The following is a 17,678-nucleotide window of genomic DNA, read 5'->3' on the forward strand; positions in this document are numbered from 1 at the left end:
GGCGCCGTCACCGATTTCTCATCGATCCGCTGCCGGGTGCCCGCGGACGCCGTGCGGAGCGCCCGGGGGAGCGCGGGCGAGCGGTGAGCGAGCGATGAGCCATCGATGAACAGCGCGTCGATGCTGAACGGGCCCGTTTGTCCGTCCCGGCGCTCGGGTGTGTCGCGTTTCGCGGGAGGGAGCGCAGATGGCCGACGTGCCGGCAGCACCGACCAGTGGGGGACAGCGATGGTGGGCGGTGTGGTTCGCGCGGCTGCGGCGACGACCGCGGCCACGGGCCCATCGCAGCGTCGCCGTGTCCGCCGTCGCCCTGGCGGTGGCCGTGTCCGCCGGTGGTGTCCTGGTCGCCTCGTCCGGGCCCGACCGCGGTGAACGGCCGCAGCCCCAGCAGGACCGTGCGGTTGCCGTCGCCGCCGCCGCGCCGGCGGGCGCGCCCGCCGGCGTCACCGGCCGGCCGTTCCAGCCGCGGGCGGTGAGCTGGCCGGCCGCGGCCGCCGGGGAGGTGGCGCTGCAACCTGCTGCCGCACCTGGTCCGGCGCGCACCGTGCGGGTCAGCGGGACGCCCGTCTCGGTCGGTCCCGCCGCCGGTGCCGCGGCGCCGGCGCGGGTGCGGGTACGGGTGCTGGACCGGGCCGCCACGCAGCAGGCCGGGGTGGCCGGTGTGCTGCTCGCCGTCGCACGCGCCGACGGTGCGGCGACCGCCGGCACGGCGCGCGTCAGCGTCGACTACGGCGAGTTCCGCGACGCGTACGGCGGTGACTGGGCCACCCGGCTGCGCCTGGTACTGCTGCCCGGCTGCGCTGCCACCGCGGCACCCGGATGCGCTCCCGTCGCGCTGGCGTCGACCAACGACCCCCGCACGGGCACGGTCAGCGCCGACGTGCCACTGTCCGCCGCCGACACCGCCACCGAAACCCTGGTCGCGCTGGCCGCCGGGGCGGCCGGCAGCGCCGGCGACGTGAGCGCCACGCCGCTGTCGCAGGCGGCGACCTGGTCGGCCGGCGGGAACTCCGGCGGGTTCAGCTGGGGTTACCCGCTGCGGACGCCTCCCGGCGTGGACGGCCCGGAGCCTGAGCTGTCCCTGATGTACTCGTCGTCGTCCGTGGACGGGCTCACCGCCGCGTCGAACAACCAGCCGTCCTGGATCGGTGAGGGCTTCAGCCTGCCGGTCAACGCGGTCGAGCGCCGCTACGTCCCGTGCGGCAAGGACATGAGCGGCGGCAACAACGCGACCAAGACCGGGGACCTGTGCTGGAAGCGTGACAATGCCGTCGTGACGCTCAACGGCGTCTCCACCGAGCTGCTGAAGGACTCGGCGGGCACCTGGCACGCACGCACCGAGGAAGGCTGGCGCATCGAGCAACGCACCGGCGGGGTCAACGGCGACAACAACGGCGAGCACTGGGTCGTGACCACCATGGACGGCACCCAGTACTGGTTCGGCCGCAACCGGCTGCCCGGCTGGGCGTCCGGCAAGGCGGAGACCGCGTCGGTGTACACGGTCCCGGTGTTCGGCAACCACGCCGGCGAGCCCTGCCACGCGAGCACGTTCACCTCGTCGGGCTGCGACCAGGCATGGAAGTGGAACCTCGACTACGTCGTGGACACCTTCGGCAACACGCAGTCGTTGTGGTACGTCAAGGAGAGCAACTCCTACGCCAGGGCCGGTTCCACCACGACCCTGGCCGGCTACGTGCGCGGCGGGCGGCTGGCCCGCATCGACTATGGCACCCGCAGCGACACCGCGTACGGCAACGCGCCGGCGCGGGTCGTGTTCAACCCCGCCGACCGCTGCCTGAGCTCGTGCTACACCAACGCCAAACCGAACCGGCCGCAGTGGCCGGACACGCCGTGGGACCAGGAGTGCACCGCCACGCCGTGCCTGGTCGGCGGGCCCAGCTTCTGGGAGACCAAGCGGCTCGCGTCGGTGCAGACCCAGGTGTGGGGCGGCTCGGCGTACCGGCCGGTGGAGACCTGGACGCTGACCCATTCCTTCCCCGACCCCGGCGACGGCACACGGGCCGGGCTGTTCCTGGACCGGATCAGCCACACCGGTTCGGTCGGCACGACCACCACCGTGCCGGACGTGACGTTCGGCGGCGTGCAGCTGGCCAACCGGGTCGATTCCATCGACGGGTCCGCGCCGATGAACTGGTGGCGGCTGGCGACGGTGACCACCGAGTCCGGTGGCGTCATCGGCGTCACGTACAAGCCGCAGGAGTGCGTGGCCGGTTCCCGGATGCCGTCGGCGCCGGAGTCGAACACGCTGCGCTGCTTCCCGGTGCGGTGGACGCCGGAGGGCGCGACGTCGCCGAAGACCGAGTACTTCCACAAGTACGTGGTGGACACCGTGACCGAGACCGACATGGCGCTGCCGTCCAACGCCCGTTCCGTCCGGTCGATCACCGCCTTCCAGTACCTGGACAGCCCGGCATGGCGGTACACCGACGACGACGGGCTCGTCGACGACGCCAGCAAGACATGGTCGGTGTGGCGCGGTTACGGCCGGGTCCGGGTCACCACGGGCGACCCGGGCGAACAGCAGCGCACCGAGACGGTGTACTTCCGTGGCATGCACGGCGACCACCTGCCCGGCGGCACCCGGTCGGTCACCATGCCGGCCGCCGGCGGCGCCGCGGCGGTCGCCGACGAGGACGAGTACGCCGGCATGGCCCGCGAATCCATCGTCTACCTCGGCGCCACGTCCACCGAGGTGTCCGCGACGGTGACCGAACCGTGGCGGTCCGACCCGACGGCCACCCGGAGCCTGGACGGCGTCACCGTCCACGCCCGGTACATCGGGGAGGCAGCCACCCGGGCCCGCACCGCCCTGGACGGCGGCCGCGGCAACCGGACCACCGTCACGAGGTCCACCTTCGACGCGTACGGGCTGGCCACGCAGGTCGAGAACCTCGGCGACGACGCGGTCACCGGCGACGAGGAGTGCGCCATCACCACGTTCGTGCGCAACACCGCCAACTGGCTGATGGAGCTCCCCAGCCGGGAACAACGGTTCGCCACCACCTGCGCCCGGGCACGCGGGACGGGTCTCACCGACGCTGACATCCTCGCCGACACCTACACCAGCTACGACCAGCAGGCCCGGGGCGCCGCGCCGACGAAGGGCGCGGTGAGCAGGATCGAGCAGCTCGTCGCGTACACGCCCGCACCCGTCTACCGGGTGACCGGCCGGTCCACCCACGACATCCACGGCCGTGCCGTCGAGACGTGGGACGCCCGCGGCAACCGCAGCACCGTGACGTACACGCCGGCGACCGGCGGTCCCGTCACCCGGATCGTCAACACCGACCAGGACGGCTGGCAGACCACCACCACCGTCGAACCCGCGTGGGGCAGCCTGCTCACGTCGACCGACGTCAACGGCAAGACGACCGAGGTCGCCTACGACGGGCTCGGCCGCAAGACCGAGGTGTGGCTGCCCAACCGCAGCCGGGCGGCGGGCCAGTCCGGCAACGGGCGGTTTACGTACACCATGCGCCGGGACGCGGCCTCCGTCGTGGCCACCGCACGGCTGAACGCCGCCGGCAGTTACGTCACGACCTACGAGCTGTACGACGGGATGCTCCGGTTGCGCCAGACCCAGGTACCGGAAGGCGGGACCCAGGGCGGGCGGATCGTCACCGACACGACGTACGACTCCGCGGAGCGGCCGGTCAAGCAGACCAAGGGCTACGTGGCGGACGGCGCGCCCAGCGCCACCCTCGTCATGCCACTGTCCGACGCGCTGATCCCGGCCTGGAACAAGACCGTCTACGACGGCGCGGGCCGCACCGCCGCCGTGATCACCTATGCGAAGGACGTCGAACTGTGGCGGTCCAGCATGGTGTACGGCGGCGACCGCACCGACATCACCCCGCCGGCCGGTGGGCCACCCACATCCACGTGGACCGACGCGGACGGTCACACCACCAAGGTGCGCCAGTACGCCGGGGCGGTCGGGTCGGCCACCTATACCGAGACCAGCTACGGGTACAACACGAAAGGGCTGCGTGACCGGGTGACCGACTCGGCCGGCAACGTGTGGGTCACCACCTACAACCTGCTGGCGAAGCCACTGACGATCGACGACCCCGACAAGGGCCTGACCCGCATGGCCTACACCACGTACGGCGACGTGGAAACGGCCACCGACTCCCGCGGTGAGGTCCTCGCGTACACCTACGACGCGCGCGGCCGCAAGACCAGCGTCCGCGACGACACGGTCACCGGCGCGAAGCGGATGGAGTGGACGTACGACACCGCCGCCCGCGGGCTGCTCGCGACCGCGACCCGCTACGACAACGGCAACGCCTACACCACGACGGTCACCGGCTACAACGACCTGAGCCAGCCGACCGGCAAGTCCATCACCATCCCGGCGGCCGAGACCGGGCTGGCCGGCACGTACACCTACGTGTCGACGTACAACGTGGACGGCTCACCGGCCACGACCCGGCTGCCGGCCGCGGGTGGCCTACCCACGGAGACGCTCAAGACCGCCTACAGCGCCACCGGCCAGCCGTCCACCATGAAAACCGACCTGTCGGCGACCGGCGACGACGTGTTCCTCGTCAACGGCACCAGCTACACCCGCTACGGCGAGCTGGCCACCATCGGCCGCCGGTACGACACGGGCGCCTCACTCGACACCACCATGTACTACCAGGAGGGCACCCGGCGGCTGCAGCGGGTCCTCACCACCCGGATCACGGCACCGACGGTGGTGTCCGACCTCAACTACAGCTACGACCGGGCCGGCAACATCCTCGGCATCGCCGACACCCCTGCCGGCGGCGCCGCCGACACGCAATGTTTCGGCTACGACTATCTGCGCCGGCTGACCGAGGCGTGGACACCCGGCGGCGGCGACTGCGCCGCGACGCGTTCCCAGTCGGCGTTGGGTGGCCCCGCACCGTACTGGCACTCGTACACCTACGACACGATCGGCAACCGTCGCACGTCCACCGAGCGCACCGCGACCACGAGCAGGTCCCGCACCTACACCTACCCGGCCGCCGGCGCGGACGGACCGCACACGCTGTCCTCGGTGGCCACCGGTGGCGGCGGCACCGTCAGCTACGGCTACGACCCGTCCGGCAACACCGTGAACCGGCCGGCGCCCGCGGGCGGTACCCAGCAGCTGACGTGGACCGCCGAGGGCAACCTCGCCACGGTCACCGACGGCTCCGGCCAGACGTCCTACCTGTACGACGCCGACGGCAGCCGGCTGATCAGCCGGGCACCGGGGAAGAAGACCCTGTACCTGCCCAACCAGGAACTGTCGTACGCGACCGGGACGGCGACGAAGACCGCCAGCCGGTACTACGCCCACGCCGGCCAGATCATCGGGATGCGGGACAAGACCGGTCTGACCTGGATGTTCGGCGACCACCAGGGCACGACGACGGCGGCGGTCACCGAGGCGGGCCAGGCGGTCACCAGGCGGCGCACGACCCCGTTCGGTGAGGACCGGGGACCCGCGGTCGCCTGGCCCGACGACAAGGGCCTGGTCGGCGGGGTCCGCGACGGCACCGGCATGACCCACATCGGCGCCCGGGAGTACGACGCCGGCATCGGGCGGTTCATCAGCGTCGACCCGATCATGGATGCCGACGACTCGCAGCAGATGCACGGGTACACGTACAGCAACTCCTCACCCGTCACCTTCAGCGACCCGGACGGCAAGATCATCATCGGTGACGACCAGGGCCTGCTGGTCGAACGGAAGCACTCCTGGGGCTTCGAGATCATCGACCGGCGCCGCCCGTCCGGCGGGCACAGGTTCTTCGCGCCGCAGTTCCCCACCTGCCGCGGCTGCACCGCCGTCGGCGGGCCGGCCAAGCCCTGGCGGCCGAAGGTCCAGCGCTTCTACTACCCGGTCAAGAAGCCCGCGCCGCGCACGTGCACCTCGTACACCGGCGGGTACCCGGTGGCGTGCTCAACAGCGTGGAAGCAGTACTGGAAGATCGCCGGGCCGACGCTGAACGCGATCCGCCAGTGCGAGCAGAGCAACGCCAGCCGCCGGGGACCGTGCAACCGTGACCTCGTGCGGGAGGTACGCGTCAACGGCGAGTACACGTTCCTGCCGAAGAACCCGCTGCCGTCCAGGCCGGAGTACGACGAATTCGGCATGCCGTACGGCGAAGGCAAGAGCGAGGAACGCAAGGGCGGCGGCCGCGTCTTCCTGACCGTCAGCATGTGCAGCGGGTTCCTCTGCGTCGGCTTCAACTTCACCACCGACGGCCCGCAGGTGACGACCGGCACCGGCGGACGATTCGGCATCTCGGCCGGCGTCGGCTACACCTCCGCACCCGCCCGGGACCAGGCGGCGATGAGCGTCGGCGGCTGCACCGTCATCGTCGTCGGCCCCTGCCTGCAGGGCGGCCGCAAGAAGCAGGAAGCCGGCGGCGGCTGGTGGGGCGGTGGTTCGGTGAACATCGGCTTCGAGATCGGCCCGTCCCTGCCGATCAACCCCCAGTGGAGCAAGGACCTCGACTAGCGCGAACGTCGAGTGGTCCATGCACCCACCCGGAGGCGGCCGCGGATCGCGGCCGCCTCCGGCGGTGCCGAAGGGTGCCGGCTCACCGGGGAACGGTCGCGACCCGCAGGTCCCGCGGTGCCGGCACGCCCAAATCCGCGAACAGGTCCAGCGCGGCCCGCCGGTAGGGCCCGCCGTCTGCGCACGCCTCGGCGAGGATCGCGAGCGTGCCGGCCTCACCGAGGCGGTGCCCGGTCGCCCGGTGGTTGTCCAGTGCGCGACGGGCGTGCTCGACCGCCTGGTCATGCCGGCCGGCGTCGAGGTGGAGCCGGGCCGCCGTGCTCAGCACCCGGCCTTCGAGCAGCCGGAACCGGCACCGGGCGGTGATGTCCAGGGCCCGGCGGGCGTGGTCGATGCCCGTCTCGTACTGCCCCAGCCGACCGAACGCGGAGGCCAGACCGGCCAGGGCGGCAGCCGACGGGTACGGGATGTTGATCTCCTCGGCGGCGGCCAGCGCATCCCGGTACCAGTGCACGGCGGCGTCCGGCCGGCCCTGCGCCTCATGCACGGCAGCGAGGGTCGTGTAGGCGTACGCCTCGGCGCGGCGTTCGCCGATGTCGCGGCTGAGTTCGACACCGGCCCCGGCGAGGTCGAACGCCTGATCGAGGTTGCCAAGATCGGCGTGCACCCTGGCCATGCTGTTGAGCAGGCGTGCCTCGTGGTATCGGCTGCCGACCTTCCGGTGGATCGTCAGCGCCCGTGCCGACAGCTCCAGTGCCCGGTCGAAGTGGCCCAGGCTGTGCTCGACGGCGCCGAGCGAGTCCATCGCCGTCGCCGCACCACTGTCCAGGCCGGCCTGCCGATTGAGGGTGACGGACTCGGTGAGGACCACCGCGGCGTCGACCAGCCGCCCCATGTCGTGGTACACGTTCCCGAGGTTGATCATGACGTTCGCCGCGCTGCCCAGGTGCCCGCCGAGCCGGTACAGCTCAAGCGCGCGGCCGTGCCGGCGCAACGCGTCCTCCAACCGCCCCACCTCGTGCTGGACGAGACCGAGATTGCCGGTGAAGGCGGCTTCGCCGTCCCGCCAGCCACCGCGGCCCGCCAGCATCAGCGCCTGCTCCAGGTGTCCGACGGCCAAATCGTGCCGCCCCAGCAGGAAGTCGGCGCAGCCGAGGCCGTGATGCATGCTGCTCTGCCCGTCCAGGTCCGCTGCCGCCTCAGCGGCGGCGAGTCCGGCCCCGGCGACCGCCACCAGGTCGACAACCTGCCCGTCCACGACGAAGTGCGGCCGGAGCCGGTCGGCCAGCAACCAGGCCGTCTCGTGCGGGCCGGACACCGCGGCGTGTCGCACAGCAGCGACCAGGTTGTGCCGCTCGCTGTCCAACCAGGCCAGGGCCTCGGCCGTACCGGCGAACTCCAGCCCGACCGGCGCGCCGGTCGGCAACGGCAGCAGGGTCATGTGCCCACGCAGCAGCCGGGTTGCGTGGTCCAACGTGTGCAGGTACCAGCTGAGCAGCCGCCGCAGCGCGGCGACCGGCTCGCCGTGGCCACCGTCGCCGGCCTCGGCGTGCTCGCTGGCGTACCGGCGCAGCAGGTCATGGAAGGTGTACCGGTCCGCGGCGCACTCGTCGATCAGGTGGGCCGCGGCCAGCTGATCCAGCAGCGGTGCCGTCACGGCAGGGGCGGCACCGGCCAGTGCCGCCGCGGCGGCGACCGAGACGTCGGCGCCCGGCACCAGCCCGAGCAACCGGAACATGCGCCGGGCGCCGGGGGACACCGACCGGTACGACAGGTCGAACGCGACGCGGACCGCCGCCTCCTCGTCACCGTCGATCGCCAGGGCGGCGAGCCGGTTGCCGTCACGCAGCTCGGCCACCTGGCCCGCGATGCTGCGGTGCGGGCGGCCGGCCAGGTTCGCCGCCGCGATCCGCAGCGCCAGGGGCAGGTAGGCGCACACGGCGGCGAGCTCGGCGGCGGCCTCACGTTCGGCCCGTACCCGCCGCTCGCCCAGCAGCCGCTCCAGCAGCAGACCGGCCTCCGCCGCAGCGAGCACGTCCAGGGTGACCCGATGGGCACCATCGAGCGCCACCAGGCCACCGAGCCGGTCCCGGCTGGTGACCAGCACGAGGCAGCCGGAGGCGCCCGGCAGCAGCGGACGGACCTGCTCCGCCGCGCGGGCGTTGTCCAGCACCACCAGAACCCGGCGGCCGGCGAGCGTCGAGCGGTACAGGGCGGTCGCCTCGGCCAGCTCGACCGGGATGCGCTCCGCACCGACACCCAGCGACCGCAGCAACGCCGCCAGCGCGTCGATTGGCGGCACCGGCGGCCCGGCGGCGTAGCCTCGCAGGTTCACGTACAGCTGACCGTCCGGGAACCGGTCCGCCCGCTGATGCGCCCAATGGACCGCGAGCGCGGTCTTGCCCACGCCGGCGGTGCCGGTGATCGTGACGACCCCGGGTCCCGCAGGGCCGCCCGCCTCGGACAGCACGGTGTCCAACGCGGCGAGACCCGCCGCCCGGCCGGTGAAGGCGGCGACCGCCGGTGGAAGCTGTGCCGGCGTGGCCGCCGCCGTGGATGCGGTGCCGGGGGCGCTGCCGGCGCTGTCGTGCAGGACGCTGAGGTGGACAGCCTGCAGCTCGCGGCCCGGCTCGACGCCGAGTTCGTCGATCAGCCGCCGGCGCGCCCTGGCGTACCGGTCCAGCGCCTCCGCGCCGCGCCCGCCGGCGTGCAGGGCCCGCATCAACGCCGCCGTCAGGGACTCATCGAGCGGATGCTCGGCGGCCAGTGCGGCCAGCGGGCCGATCACCGCCGCGGCCCGGCCCAGCCGCAGCTCGACATCCGCCCAGGCCAGCGTGGCTGCCACCTGCTCGCCGCACCAGCGTTGCCGCGTCCGGGCCGCCCACTCACCGTGCAGATCGGCCAGCGGCGCGCCCCGCCACAGCCGCAACGCCTCCCGCAGCGCCCCGGCCCGCTGCGCGTCACCGGCGGTGTCACCCACCGCCGCCGCGGTGACGAGCCGGCGGAACCGGTGCACGTCGACCCGGTCGGGGTCGATCCGCAGCTCGTAACCGCCGCTGTGGCGGATCAGCACCGCAGGCTCGTCGCCGGGAACGCTCGCCCGCCGCAGCAGCCGCCGAAGCCGGCTCACGTACGTGTACAGGGAGTTGCGGGCCTCGGCCGGCGGCTCGTCGCCCCACACCCGGTCGACGAGGTCCGGCACGGTCACGGTGAGCCCCGCGTCCGCCAGCAGGGCCGCCAGCACGATACGTTGCTTCGCCGGACCCAGCTCGACCTCGGCTCCGGCGGTGTCCAGCGTCACCGGACCCAGCAAATGGAACACTTTCTCCCCCGCGATCAGCGTCGGCTCGCGCCGCCGCCGATCATCGCACCGGCCCTCAGCCCGATCAAGGTTCGGTCAAGGTCGATGAGACACCCACCCGGGCGCAGCGGACCATGGCCGGCCCACGTCCGAGGGCGATACGGTGCCGGTCATGATTGCTTCGGGGGAAGACGCTACGCCGGGCGACGCTGCTTCGGATGCCCTGCGCGACGCCGCCCGTCTCGTGTTCGAGCACGGGCCGGCCGGCTGGCGCACGGCGGCGCTGTCGGTCGATCTGGTCGCCCGTGGTCACGGCGGCGAGGGTGTGCGGTACTTCGCCGAGGACGGCTCCGGTCTGTACAACCCGGAGGTGAGCCACGCCGCGATCGGCGCGCCGATGCTGCAGTTGTTCGGCCGGCTCGCTTCGGGGACCTCGTTCCGGCAGGTCGTGGTGCACGTGACGGTCGACGCCGACGGTGAGTTCGACGCGGTGGCCCGGTTCGGGCTGCGCGAGTCGAGCGTCGGGCGTTCCTACACCGTGCAGCTGCGCGCCGGACTGCCGCCGGAGACGCTCGATCCCGAGCCGGTGGTGCTGGATCCCGCGTACGCCGGCGATCCCGACCGCGCGGTCGCGCTGCTGCTGGAGCAGGACGGCGGGGACCTGCCCCCGGGCGCGAGCGAGGACGAGATCGCGGCCGCGGAGGCGAAGCTGGGCCACCGGCTGCCACCGGACCTCCGCGCGCTGTTCGCGCTCGCCGACGGCGGCGGCACGCTCGACGGCTGGAACCGGTACCCGCTCGCCGAGGTCACCGGCATGTACGAGATCACCTCGGCCCCGGCCGAAGGCACCTGGCCGGGCGTGTGGGACCGGGTCGTCCTGGACGCCGACCCGGCCGGCACGGTCCGCCGGGCCAGCGGCCACCCCGGCTGGATCCCGATCGCCGACGACGCCGGCGGCAACTTCCTCGCCGTCGACCTCGCCCCGGCCCGGCACGGCCGACCAGGCCAGGTCATCAACGTCGGCGTCGACTGGAGCACCCGGCCCGGGTACGTCGCCGACTCGGTCACCGCAGTGCTGGCCGGCCCGCCCCGCCAGGCCTTCCGGCGGCCCAACCTGCGCCTGGAGCAGCGCGGCGGCGAGATCGACCTCGAACCGCTGCAGCAGCTGCCCGACGTGCAGGAACTGCGCCTGTACTACGGCACCGTGAACACCGCCGAGCTGGCCGGGCTGCACCGGCTGCGGTACCTGGCGATGACCGCCCCGGCGGACCTCGAACCGCTGCGGGCACTTCCGCTGGAGCATCTCACGGTGAACGCAGCATCGGATCTGGCGCCGCTGGCCGGCCACCCGACCCTGCGCTCACTGGCGCTGCTCGACGGCGCCGCGCCGGGCGACCTGACGCCGCTGCGGACCGTCGCGAACCTGCACGGCCTGTCCCTCGCCCGCGCCGGTGTGGCCGACCTCGCCGTCCTGGCCGACCTGCCGTCACTGACGTACCTGGACCTGACGTTCGAGCAGTGGCAGCAGCTGCGACCGCTGCTGGACCGCATCGACCTGCACGCGGCCACCCTCAGCGGGAACCCGACGCCCCGGCAGGCGATCGCCTGGCGGGCCCTCTTCGACGCCGATGCGGCGGAAACAGCCCGGCGTACCAGATCCGCCCGCGGCCGCCTGTGACCGCGGCGCCGGATGAGGGTCGCGTCAGCGGGAGCGGCCGGGCAGACCCGATATTGCGACGCTCGAGTGCTGGCCGACGTGGTCGACTGCAGCGGCAGGCACGCGAGGTGGACAGCCGAGTTGGGGTTCGCCGCGCCTGGGCGGTCCGAGCGGGTAGTGCTGGCCGGCGGCGCGGGCGACGGTGCGTTCGAGGCGTCGGCCGCGGTGAAGGACAGCGCCCTTCGGTGCACCGGCCGGCCAATGGTCTTCGGGCCCAGACACCGAAGTCTGCGGTGGTCACGCTGCATACCGCTACGCGTGGCGACCGCACGTATGCAGGTCGAATGAGTGGATTGACGAGCCCGTGATGCTTGGCGTTCACCGTTGGCCTGCGTCCCGGTATGCGCAGACGCTGCCGGAGCGGCTTTCGCTGGTTCGGGAGGTGCTGGCGGACCTGCAGGCTCGGGCGGACGACGCCTGCCCGAGCCGTCGACGCCGTGGTGTGGCCGCGACCCGCTGGATGCCGGCGGCGGTGTTCAGCCGTTGACGGTTGAGACGTCTGGCGATGGACGTGTCGTGGTGTTGCTGAGCGCGTGGAGGTATTCGGCGGCCCATCGGTGCACATCATGTTCGTGGAGCCGCCGCCGCATTGCACGCATCTCGACGCGGCGGCGGCCCGGGTTGGCCGGCTCGATCGCGCTGAGAATCGCAGCCTTCAGTGCGTCGACGTCGTACGGGTTGACCGTGATCGCCTCGGGGAATCCGGCGGCGGTGCCCGACCCTTCACTGAGTACCAGGGTGCCCGTGTTGTCGGTGCGGCAAGCCACGTACTCCTTCGCGGTGACGTTCATGCCCGCTCGCAGCGGTGTGGCGAGCATGACGTCGGCGGCCAGGTAGAACGCGACGAGTTCGCGCGGAACCAGCGCCTGGTGCAGGAAGTGCACCGCAGGCCGGGTGATCCAGCTGTACAAGCCGTTGATCTGGGCGACCTTCCGTTCGACCCGGGTCCACGCGTCCGGTCGGTCCAGGCCGTGTTGCCGGCCGGGGACGGCGACCTGGATGAGCAGCGTGGTGGTCGGGTCGAGCCGTCCCTCGGCGAGCAGTTCGTGGTAGGCGTCCAGACGCTGTTCGATGCCTTTGGCCGGTTCGAGGTGGTCGACGGCGAGCAGGATCGTCCGCGGCTTGCCGAGTTCGGCGCGGATCTCGGCGGCCCGTCGCCGGGTCAGCGGATCCCGGGCCCGCCGTTCGAAGTCGACGGCGTCGACGGAGGCCGGGAACACGCCGATCGAGACCCGCCGCCCATCGGGGTGCACCACGTCGGCGTCCATCCGGTACTCGCCGAACTCGGTGACCGCCTGCCAGAAGTTGGCCGAGGACCGCCGGCTCTGGAACCCGATCAGGTCGGCGCCGAGCAGCCCGCCGAGAATCTCCTGTCGCTGCGGGAGCTTCTCGAACAGCTCGACCGGCGGGAACGGTACGTGAAGGAAGAATCCGATCAGCAGGTCTGGCCGTAGTCCGCGCAGCATCGCGGGGACGAGCTGGAGGTGGTAGTCGTGCACCCAGACGGTCGCGCCCGGCGCGGCGATGCCAGCGACGGCGTGGCTGTAGCGGTCGTTGACCCGCCGGTACGCCTGTCGCCAGCGCCGGTCGAACTGCGGCGGTTCCACACCGTCGTGGTACAGCGGTGCCAACGATGTCTCGCAGTGACCGCCGAGGTGATCGGCGACGTCCACGACTGGCATCGGCACCGGTTGCAGGCTGATGCCGTCCCAGCGAAGCCTGCCGACGTGGCGGTCGTTGAGGCCGTGCCACCCGATCCAGGTGCCGTGACGGCGGGCGACGATGGAGTGCAGCGCGGCGTTCACGCCGCTGTGGCTGGCCCGCCACCGCACCGGTTCGCTCCCATCCAGGACCGGGTCGACCGGCAGGTGCTCGGTCACGACGACGAAGTCGTGCTTGGCCGCAGCCAGCATCGGTTGGTCAATCCTTGTCTCGGCGAGGGGCACGCGGATGCTCAAGCGGCGTGAGTGCTGTTCAGGTTGACATTCGCAGTGTCCGGTCGACAGCGTCGCTGGCGTTGCGCAGCACCACGCTGGTCCCGGCGTAGCGGGCGCTGCGCTGGCATGCGTCGAGCGCGCCGACAACCGCGGCGTCGATGTAGGTGACGGATCGCAGGTCGATGTTCACGAGCGCGGGTCGCCGCTGGTCGACGATGTCGTTGATCGTGTCGCACAGTGACCCGATGGTCGTGTGTTCCACGGTGCCGCGGACGGTGACGACCACCGCGTCGCTGTGCTCGACGCTGCTGCTGACGGAGAAGCTCACCGCGCACCGACTCGACCGTGCCGCGCCGCGCCCGCCGGCACGGCCCAGTCTCCCATCGTCGGGGCGAGGTCGGTGACGAGCTGGCCGCAGCCGTCGCAGGCCAGGGTGAAGTTCTTGCTGTCGAGACTGAGCAACGCCGTCAATCGCGCCTCCATCGGACCATGTGGACAAGGCTCCACCCTGCGTGCGGTGCATGGCAGCCGTTCCGCGAGTTGATGACAGTTCTATGACGAAGCCTTCAGCGGCTCGGCCACTGTGCCGGTGACGTGCAGGACCCGGTCGACTCGGGCGAGTTGCGGGGGCCGGGTCCGGACGCGCGGCGCGGCGCGGCGCCGGTGTCGAGCAGGCGGCTGCTGAGGCGCGATACGTCGTGGAACCGTCACACTGCCGCGGAAGCTTCTCCACATGCGTGGCACAGGGTGATGCAGGTACCGAAGTCACCCGGACCAGTCGACCCGCCGACCGGCACACGCCGGATCAGGACCGTACAGTCGCCACTGCCGTTGGAGAAACCGCATGCAGACCATCGCGTCAACCGGAGCGGACTCCGTCGTGGAAATCACCGTGACTGACGCATTGGACGGGCCCGCGGTACGCCACAACCTGTCGGTCATCGAGTCCACGGTCGCGATGCGGCCGACGCAGCTGATCCTCGATCTCACGCGGTGCCGTAGCGTGGACACGGTTGGTGCGGCCTTCCTCGCTGATCTGCACCGCACCGTTGGCGACAGCGGCGGGCGCTTGACGCTGCGGGGACTGTCGATGCCGCTGCTGCTCGAGCTGCAGTCAGCGCAGCTGGAGGACGTCCTGATGACAACGGACCGGCCGCTCGGCTACCTGCCACGGCACCGAATGCCGCAGCGACGTTCCAGGCAGGCCGCCCGCGAACGCCAGGTCCAGGAGCTGCGCTGGTGGCAGGCGCCCACGGCCGACGGGCCGCCGTGACCGCACTGCTGAACCTCGACGGCACCGACTGCAGCCTTGCCTGAGACGACTGTGGTCACCTTGTCCCCAACCTGGCCGGGACGATGCGTGACTGCAGCGACCGAGGGCGCAGCCTCACGGCCCGCTCGGCGAACGCCTCGCCGGCGGCGGTGAGCTTGATCCCGCGGCCGTCCGGCTCGAACAGCTCGACGGCCATCTCCTCCTCGGCGCCGGTAGCCGGGCCAGCCCTGGCGGCGTGCCCGTCGTCAGCGCTCCATCCTTACCTGACAGTGGCTCCGCCCTGACGTTCCCCGGACATCGCGCTGCCACAATGCCGGCATGGTTCGTCGACTCGGTGCCCTGATCGGCCTGGCCGCGCTCGTGCTCGCCGCCGGGTGCCGGGCACACCCCGAGCCGCCCGCCACCGAGTGGCCGCGTGGTTCGTCGGCCCAGTCGCTCACAGTGGCCGGGGTCGAGCGTACGTACCGTTTGTACGTCCCGCCCGCCCTGTCACTCGACACACCCGTGGCGCTGGTGGTGATGATGCACGGCGGTTTCGGCACCGGTCAGCAGGCCGAGGACGCGTACGGTTGGGACGCGAAGGCGGACGCCGCCGGGTTTGTGGTCGCGTTCCCCGACGGGGCGAACCGGGCCTGGTCGGTCGGCGGCGGCTGCTGCGGCGAGCCCGGACGGCGGGGCACCAACGATGTCACCGTCATCGAGGCGATCGTCGACGCGATCGCGGCCACGCTGCCGGTCGATCCCACCCGGGTCTACGCGGCCGGCATGTCCAACGGAGCCATGATGTCCTATCGACTGGCCTGCGACTCGACCCGGTTCGCGGCGGTCGCCCCGGTCGCGGGCACCCTGATGGGCGACTGCCCCGCGCCGAAACCGGTGTCCTTGCTGCACATCCACGGCCTGGCTGACGACAACGTGCCGTTCGACGGCCGCCCCGGGACCGGCTTCGCGAAGGTCGACGGACCATCCGTTCCGACCTCGATCGACGTCTGGCGGGCTGCCTGCGCCGCCCCGGCCGAGACGACCGCGGGCCCGGTCACGACGGCGAAGGCGTCCTGCCCGGGCGGGCGCGAGGTCACGCTGATCACCATCGCCGCAGCCGGGCACCAGTGGCCCGGCGGCGAGTCCAAACCGGTGCTGGAGAAGGCAATGGGCATCGATCCGCCGTCGACCGCGCTTGACGCCACCGCCATGATCTGGGACTTCTTCGCCGGCCACCACAGCTGAACTCACGTCTGACCTACAGCCAGAACGGCCGCGCGGCTGAACCTTGTCCACGTGAGGGTTTCTGCCGGCGGGCGGGGGTCACCCCCGCCCGCCGTGATTGCCTTACTGCTGCAGGAGGTCGTACGGGTTGTCGTAATACGCCCGGGGGTCTGCGGTGAGACCGGCCTTCGCGATGCGGGACCACTCGTCCGCGAGGACTTCCCAGTCGCCGGCTTCGAGGCCGTCCAGCCCCGCCTTCACGATCACCGCGGGATCGGCCTTCGGCACGTCGTAGCCGGCTGTCATGTCGGTGTCGGCGGCGCCCAGGTGCAGGCCGGTGACCTGGGTCCCCTGCCCGGCCAGTTCCAGACGGACGCCGTTGGTGAGGCTCCACTGGGCCGATTTCGACGCCGCATACCCGCCGGAGCCCTGGAATCCGATCCAGGACAGTACCGAGAGCACGTTGAGGATCGCGCCTCCGGCCAGCTGCGGCGCGAACGCCCGGATCACGGAGAGCGTTCCCCAGAAGTTGGTGTCCATCTCCTGCCGGAGCAGGTCGAGGTCGCCGGTGACGAGGTCGGCGCCGAAGGCCGCCCCGGCGTTGTTCACGAGCAGGTTGACGTCGCCAGCAGCCGCCGCGGCCGCGGCCACCGAGACGGGGTCGGTGATGTCGAGAGGCAGGACCTCCACTCCGGGGATGTTGACGAGTTCGGGCCGACGGGCAGTGGCGTACACCTTGCTGGCGCCGCGCTGCAGTAGCTGGGTGGCGAACTGGCGGCCGAGGCCGCGGTTTGCCCCGGTGACCAGGGCAATCGCTCCTGAAATGTGCATGCCGGTACGCTAAAAGTTGACACCAGTGACAAGAGCAAAGAAATGTGGCGGTGGTCACTTTGCGTATCGGAGAACTGGCTGCCCGCGCCGGCGTGAGCACGCGGTCCCTGCGGTACTACGAGCAACAACGCCTGCTGCCCGCCGATCGCACCTCCACGGGCCAGCGCCACTACCCGGAGGCGGCCGTCGACCGGGTCAAGCTCATCCAGCGCCTGTTCGCCGCGAACCTGTCCAGCCGGACCATCGCCGAATTGCTGCCCTGTCCCCGGGCCGGCATCACCCCGCTCGTCGCCAAAACGCGGCTGGCCGCCGAGCGCGAACGCATCGACGCGCAGATCGCCGAACTGGCGCAGGCCCGCATCCAGCTGACCGAGGTGATCGCGCAAATCGACCAGCCGATGAACGACTGCAACTGACACTCCGGCCAGGCCGAGGCGACCCGCTGTTACGACCGGCTCGTCGGCGCGCCAGCCCGCGATGGAGCTGATATGCGCTGCACTGGACACTGGGCGCGATCGTAGGAATTGCGGTGCATGCCGGAGCCTGTCACGGCTCTGCTGTGAGGCGCTGTCGTCGCGCGCGCAGCCATAGGTACAGCGGCAAACCGACAGACGCCCCGAGGAGTGATCCGGTGATGACCGCGATGCGGTCGGACCGGCACAAGGTGGGCTCCGTCAAGGCCATCGCGGTGATCACGGCAACGGCGATGATCACGTCCCAGCCGAAGAAGGTGCTGATCCGGTTGGCGAACAAGTCATCTCGGAACCGGACGACGTCGAGTCCGTACTCGAACAGCCAGGGCAGGGCCGAAGTGTAGGGCACCACGAGCCCGGCCAGCAGCAGCATCAGCCACAGGGCTTCCAACCGGCGGACCCGATCCATACGACACCTCACCGACTTGTATTATGTAGTGG

At 71.7% G+C, this 17,678-nt stretch carries 12 protein-coding genes; 5 read left to right on the plus strand and 7 right to left on the minus strand.

All coding sequences use genetic code 11. The annotated features are described in order from the left end of the window. The first annotated feature begins 187 nt into the window (after nucleotides 1-187). Nucleotides 188-6,499 carry an RHS repeat-associated core domain-containing protein gene (locus AB0H83_RS29250; RefSeq protein WP_360100008.1) on the plus strand — a complete coding sequence of 2,104 codons (6,312 nt, stop codon included), beginning with the start codon at nucleotides 188-190 and terminating at the stop codon, nucleotides 6,497-6,499. Between the two features lie 82 nt (nucleotides 6,500-6,581). On the opposite strand, the gene AB0H83_RS29255 is transcribed toward AB0H83_RS29250, so the two are convergent. Next, on the minus strand, nucleotides 6,582-9,800 hold the full coding sequence (locus tag AB0H83_RS29255) for a tetratricopeptide repeat protein (protein WP_360100010.1): 3,219 nt from the start codon (nucleotides 9,798-9,800) through the stop codon (nucleotides 6,582-6,584). A gap of 172 nt (nucleotides 9,801-9,972) precedes the next feature. Here AB0H83_RS29255 and AB0H83_RS29260 point away from each other — a divergent pair, with 172 nt between their 5' ends. Continuing rightward, nucleotides 9,973-11,478 (plus strand): SMI1/KNR4 family protein, encoded by a 1,506-nt coding sequence (locus AB0H83_RS29260; protein ID WP_360100012.1) that lies wholly within the window; start codon nucleotides 9,973-9,975, stop codon nucleotides 11,476-11,478. Between the two features lie 515 nt (nucleotides 11,479-11,993). Here AB0H83_RS29260 and AB0H83_RS29265 read toward each other — a convergent pair. The 3 genes from AB0H83_RS29265 to AB0H83_RS29275 form a co-directional block, all read right to left on the minus strand. Next, the gene (locus tag AB0H83_RS29265) at nucleotides 11,994-13,430 is read right to left on the minus strand and encodes a trehalose-6-phosphate synthase (RefSeq protein WP_360100014.1); all 1,437 of its coding nucleotides are present in this window, start codon (nucleotides 13,428-13,430) and stop codon (nucleotides 11,994-11,996) included. A gap of 61 nt (nucleotides 13,431-13,491) precedes the next feature. Beyond that, entirely contained in the window at nucleotides 13,492-13,782 is a 291-nt protein-coding gene (locus tag AB0H83_RS29270) for an STAS domain-containing protein (protein ID WP_360100016.1), read from the minus strand. Beyond that, nucleotides 13,779-13,925, minus strand: a complete 147-nt coding sequence (locus AB0H83_RS29275) for a hypothetical protein (protein WP_360100018.1) — start codon at nucleotides 13,923-13,925, stop codon at nucleotides 13,779-13,781. The genes AB0H83_RS29270 and AB0H83_RS29275 overlap by 4 nt, the downstream gene beginning before the upstream one ends. Nucleotides 13,926-14,298: 373 nt before the next feature. On the opposite strand from AB0H83_RS29275, the gene AB0H83_RS29280 reads away from it, so the two are divergent. Further along, nucleotides 14,299-14,727: an STAS domain-containing protein gene (locus tag AB0H83_RS29280; RefSeq protein WP_360100020.1), complete on the plus strand. Its 429-nt coding sequence runs from the start codon at nucleotides 14,299-14,301 to the stop codon at nucleotides 14,725-14,727. Between the two features lie 55 nt (nucleotides 14,728-14,782). On the opposite strand, the gene AB0H83_RS29285 is transcribed toward AB0H83_RS29280, so the two are convergent. Next, the gene (locus AB0H83_RS29285) at nucleotides 14,783-14,923 is read right to left on the minus strand and encodes a hypothetical protein (RefSeq protein WP_360100022.1); all 141 of its coding nucleotides are present in this window, start codon (nucleotides 14,921-14,923) and stop codon (nucleotides 14,783-14,785) included. Nucleotides 14,924-15,045: 122 nt separating this feature from the next. On the opposite strand from AB0H83_RS29285, the gene AB0H83_RS29290 reads away from it, so the two are divergent. Continuing rightward, complete coding sequence (locus tag AB0H83_RS29290; RefSeq protein WP_360100024.1) at nucleotides 15,046-15,954, plus strand: PHB depolymerase family esterase; 909 nt, start codon at nucleotides 15,046-15,048, stop codon at nucleotides 15,952-15,954. A gap of 102 nt (nucleotides 15,955-16,056) precedes the next feature. Here AB0H83_RS29290 and AB0H83_RS29295 read toward each other — a convergent pair whose 3' ends face one another. Continuing rightward, nucleotides 16,057-16,764: an SDR family oxidoreductase gene (locus tag AB0H83_RS29295; RefSeq protein ID WP_360100026.1), complete on the minus strand. Its 708-nt coding sequence runs from the start codon at nucleotides 16,762-16,764 to the stop codon at nucleotides 16,057-16,059. A 59-nt stretch (nucleotides 16,765-16,823) separates the two neighbouring features. Between AB0H83_RS29295 and AB0H83_RS29300 the strand changes: the two genes are divergently transcribed. Then, complete coding sequence (locus AB0H83_RS29300) at nucleotides 16,824-17,180, plus strand: MerR family transcriptional regulator (RefSeq protein WP_360100099.1); 357 nt, start codon at nucleotides 16,824-16,826, stop codon at nucleotides 17,178-17,180. Nucleotides 17,181-17,310: 130 nt separating this feature from the next. Here the strand turns inward: AB0H83_RS29300 and AB0H83_RS29305 are convergent, their stop codons facing one another. Beyond that, the gene (locus tag AB0H83_RS29305) at nucleotides 17,311-17,646 is read right to left on the minus strand and encodes a DUF2834 domain-containing protein (protein ID WP_360100028.1); all 336 of its coding nucleotides are present in this window, start codon (nucleotides 17,644-17,646) and stop codon (nucleotides 17,311-17,313) included. Between the last annotated feature and the right edge of the window lie 32 nt (nucleotides 17,647-17,678).

This window comes from Dactylosporangium sp. NPDC050688 (assembly GCF_040654515.1).
Taxonomy (GTDB): Bacteria; Actinomycetota; Actinomycetes; order Mycobacteriales; family Micromonosporaceae; genus Dactylosporangium.

Bases quoted from the DNA above. Each gene is read 5' to 3' on its own strand.
- AB0H83_RS29250 (WP_360100008.1), top strand. From the start codon at position 188: ATGGCCGACGTGCCGGCAGCACCGACCAGTGGGGGACAGCGATGGTGG.
- AB0H83_RS29260 (WP_360100012.1), top strand. From the start codon at position 9,973: ATGATTGCTTCGGGGGAAGACGCTACGCCGGGCGACGCTGCTTCGGAT.
- AB0H83_RS29265 (WP_360100014.1), bottom strand. From the start codon at position 13,430: ATGCTGGCTGCGGCCAAGCACGACTTCGTCGTCGTGACCGAGCACCTG.
- AB0H83_RS29280 (WP_360100020.1), top strand. From the start codon at position 14,299: ATGCAGACCATCGCGTCAACCGGAGCGGACTCCGTCGTGGAAATCACC.
- AB0H83_RS29285 (WP_360100022.1), bottom strand. From the start codon at position 14,923: ATGGCCGTCGAGCTGTTCGAGCCGGACGGCCGCGGGATCAAGCTCACC.
- AB0H83_RS29290 (WP_360100024.1), top strand. From the start codon at position 15,046: ATGGTTCGTCGACTCGGTGCCCTGATCGGCCTGGCCGCGCTCGTGCTC.
- AB0H83_RS29295 (WP_360100026.1), bottom strand. From the start codon at position 16,764: ATGCACATTTCAGGAGCGATTGCCCTGGTCACCGGGGCAAACCGCGGC.
- AB0H83_RS29305 (WP_360100028.1), bottom strand. From the start codon at position 17,646: ATGGATCGGGTCCGCCGGTTGGAAGCCCTGTGGCTGATGCTGCTGCTG.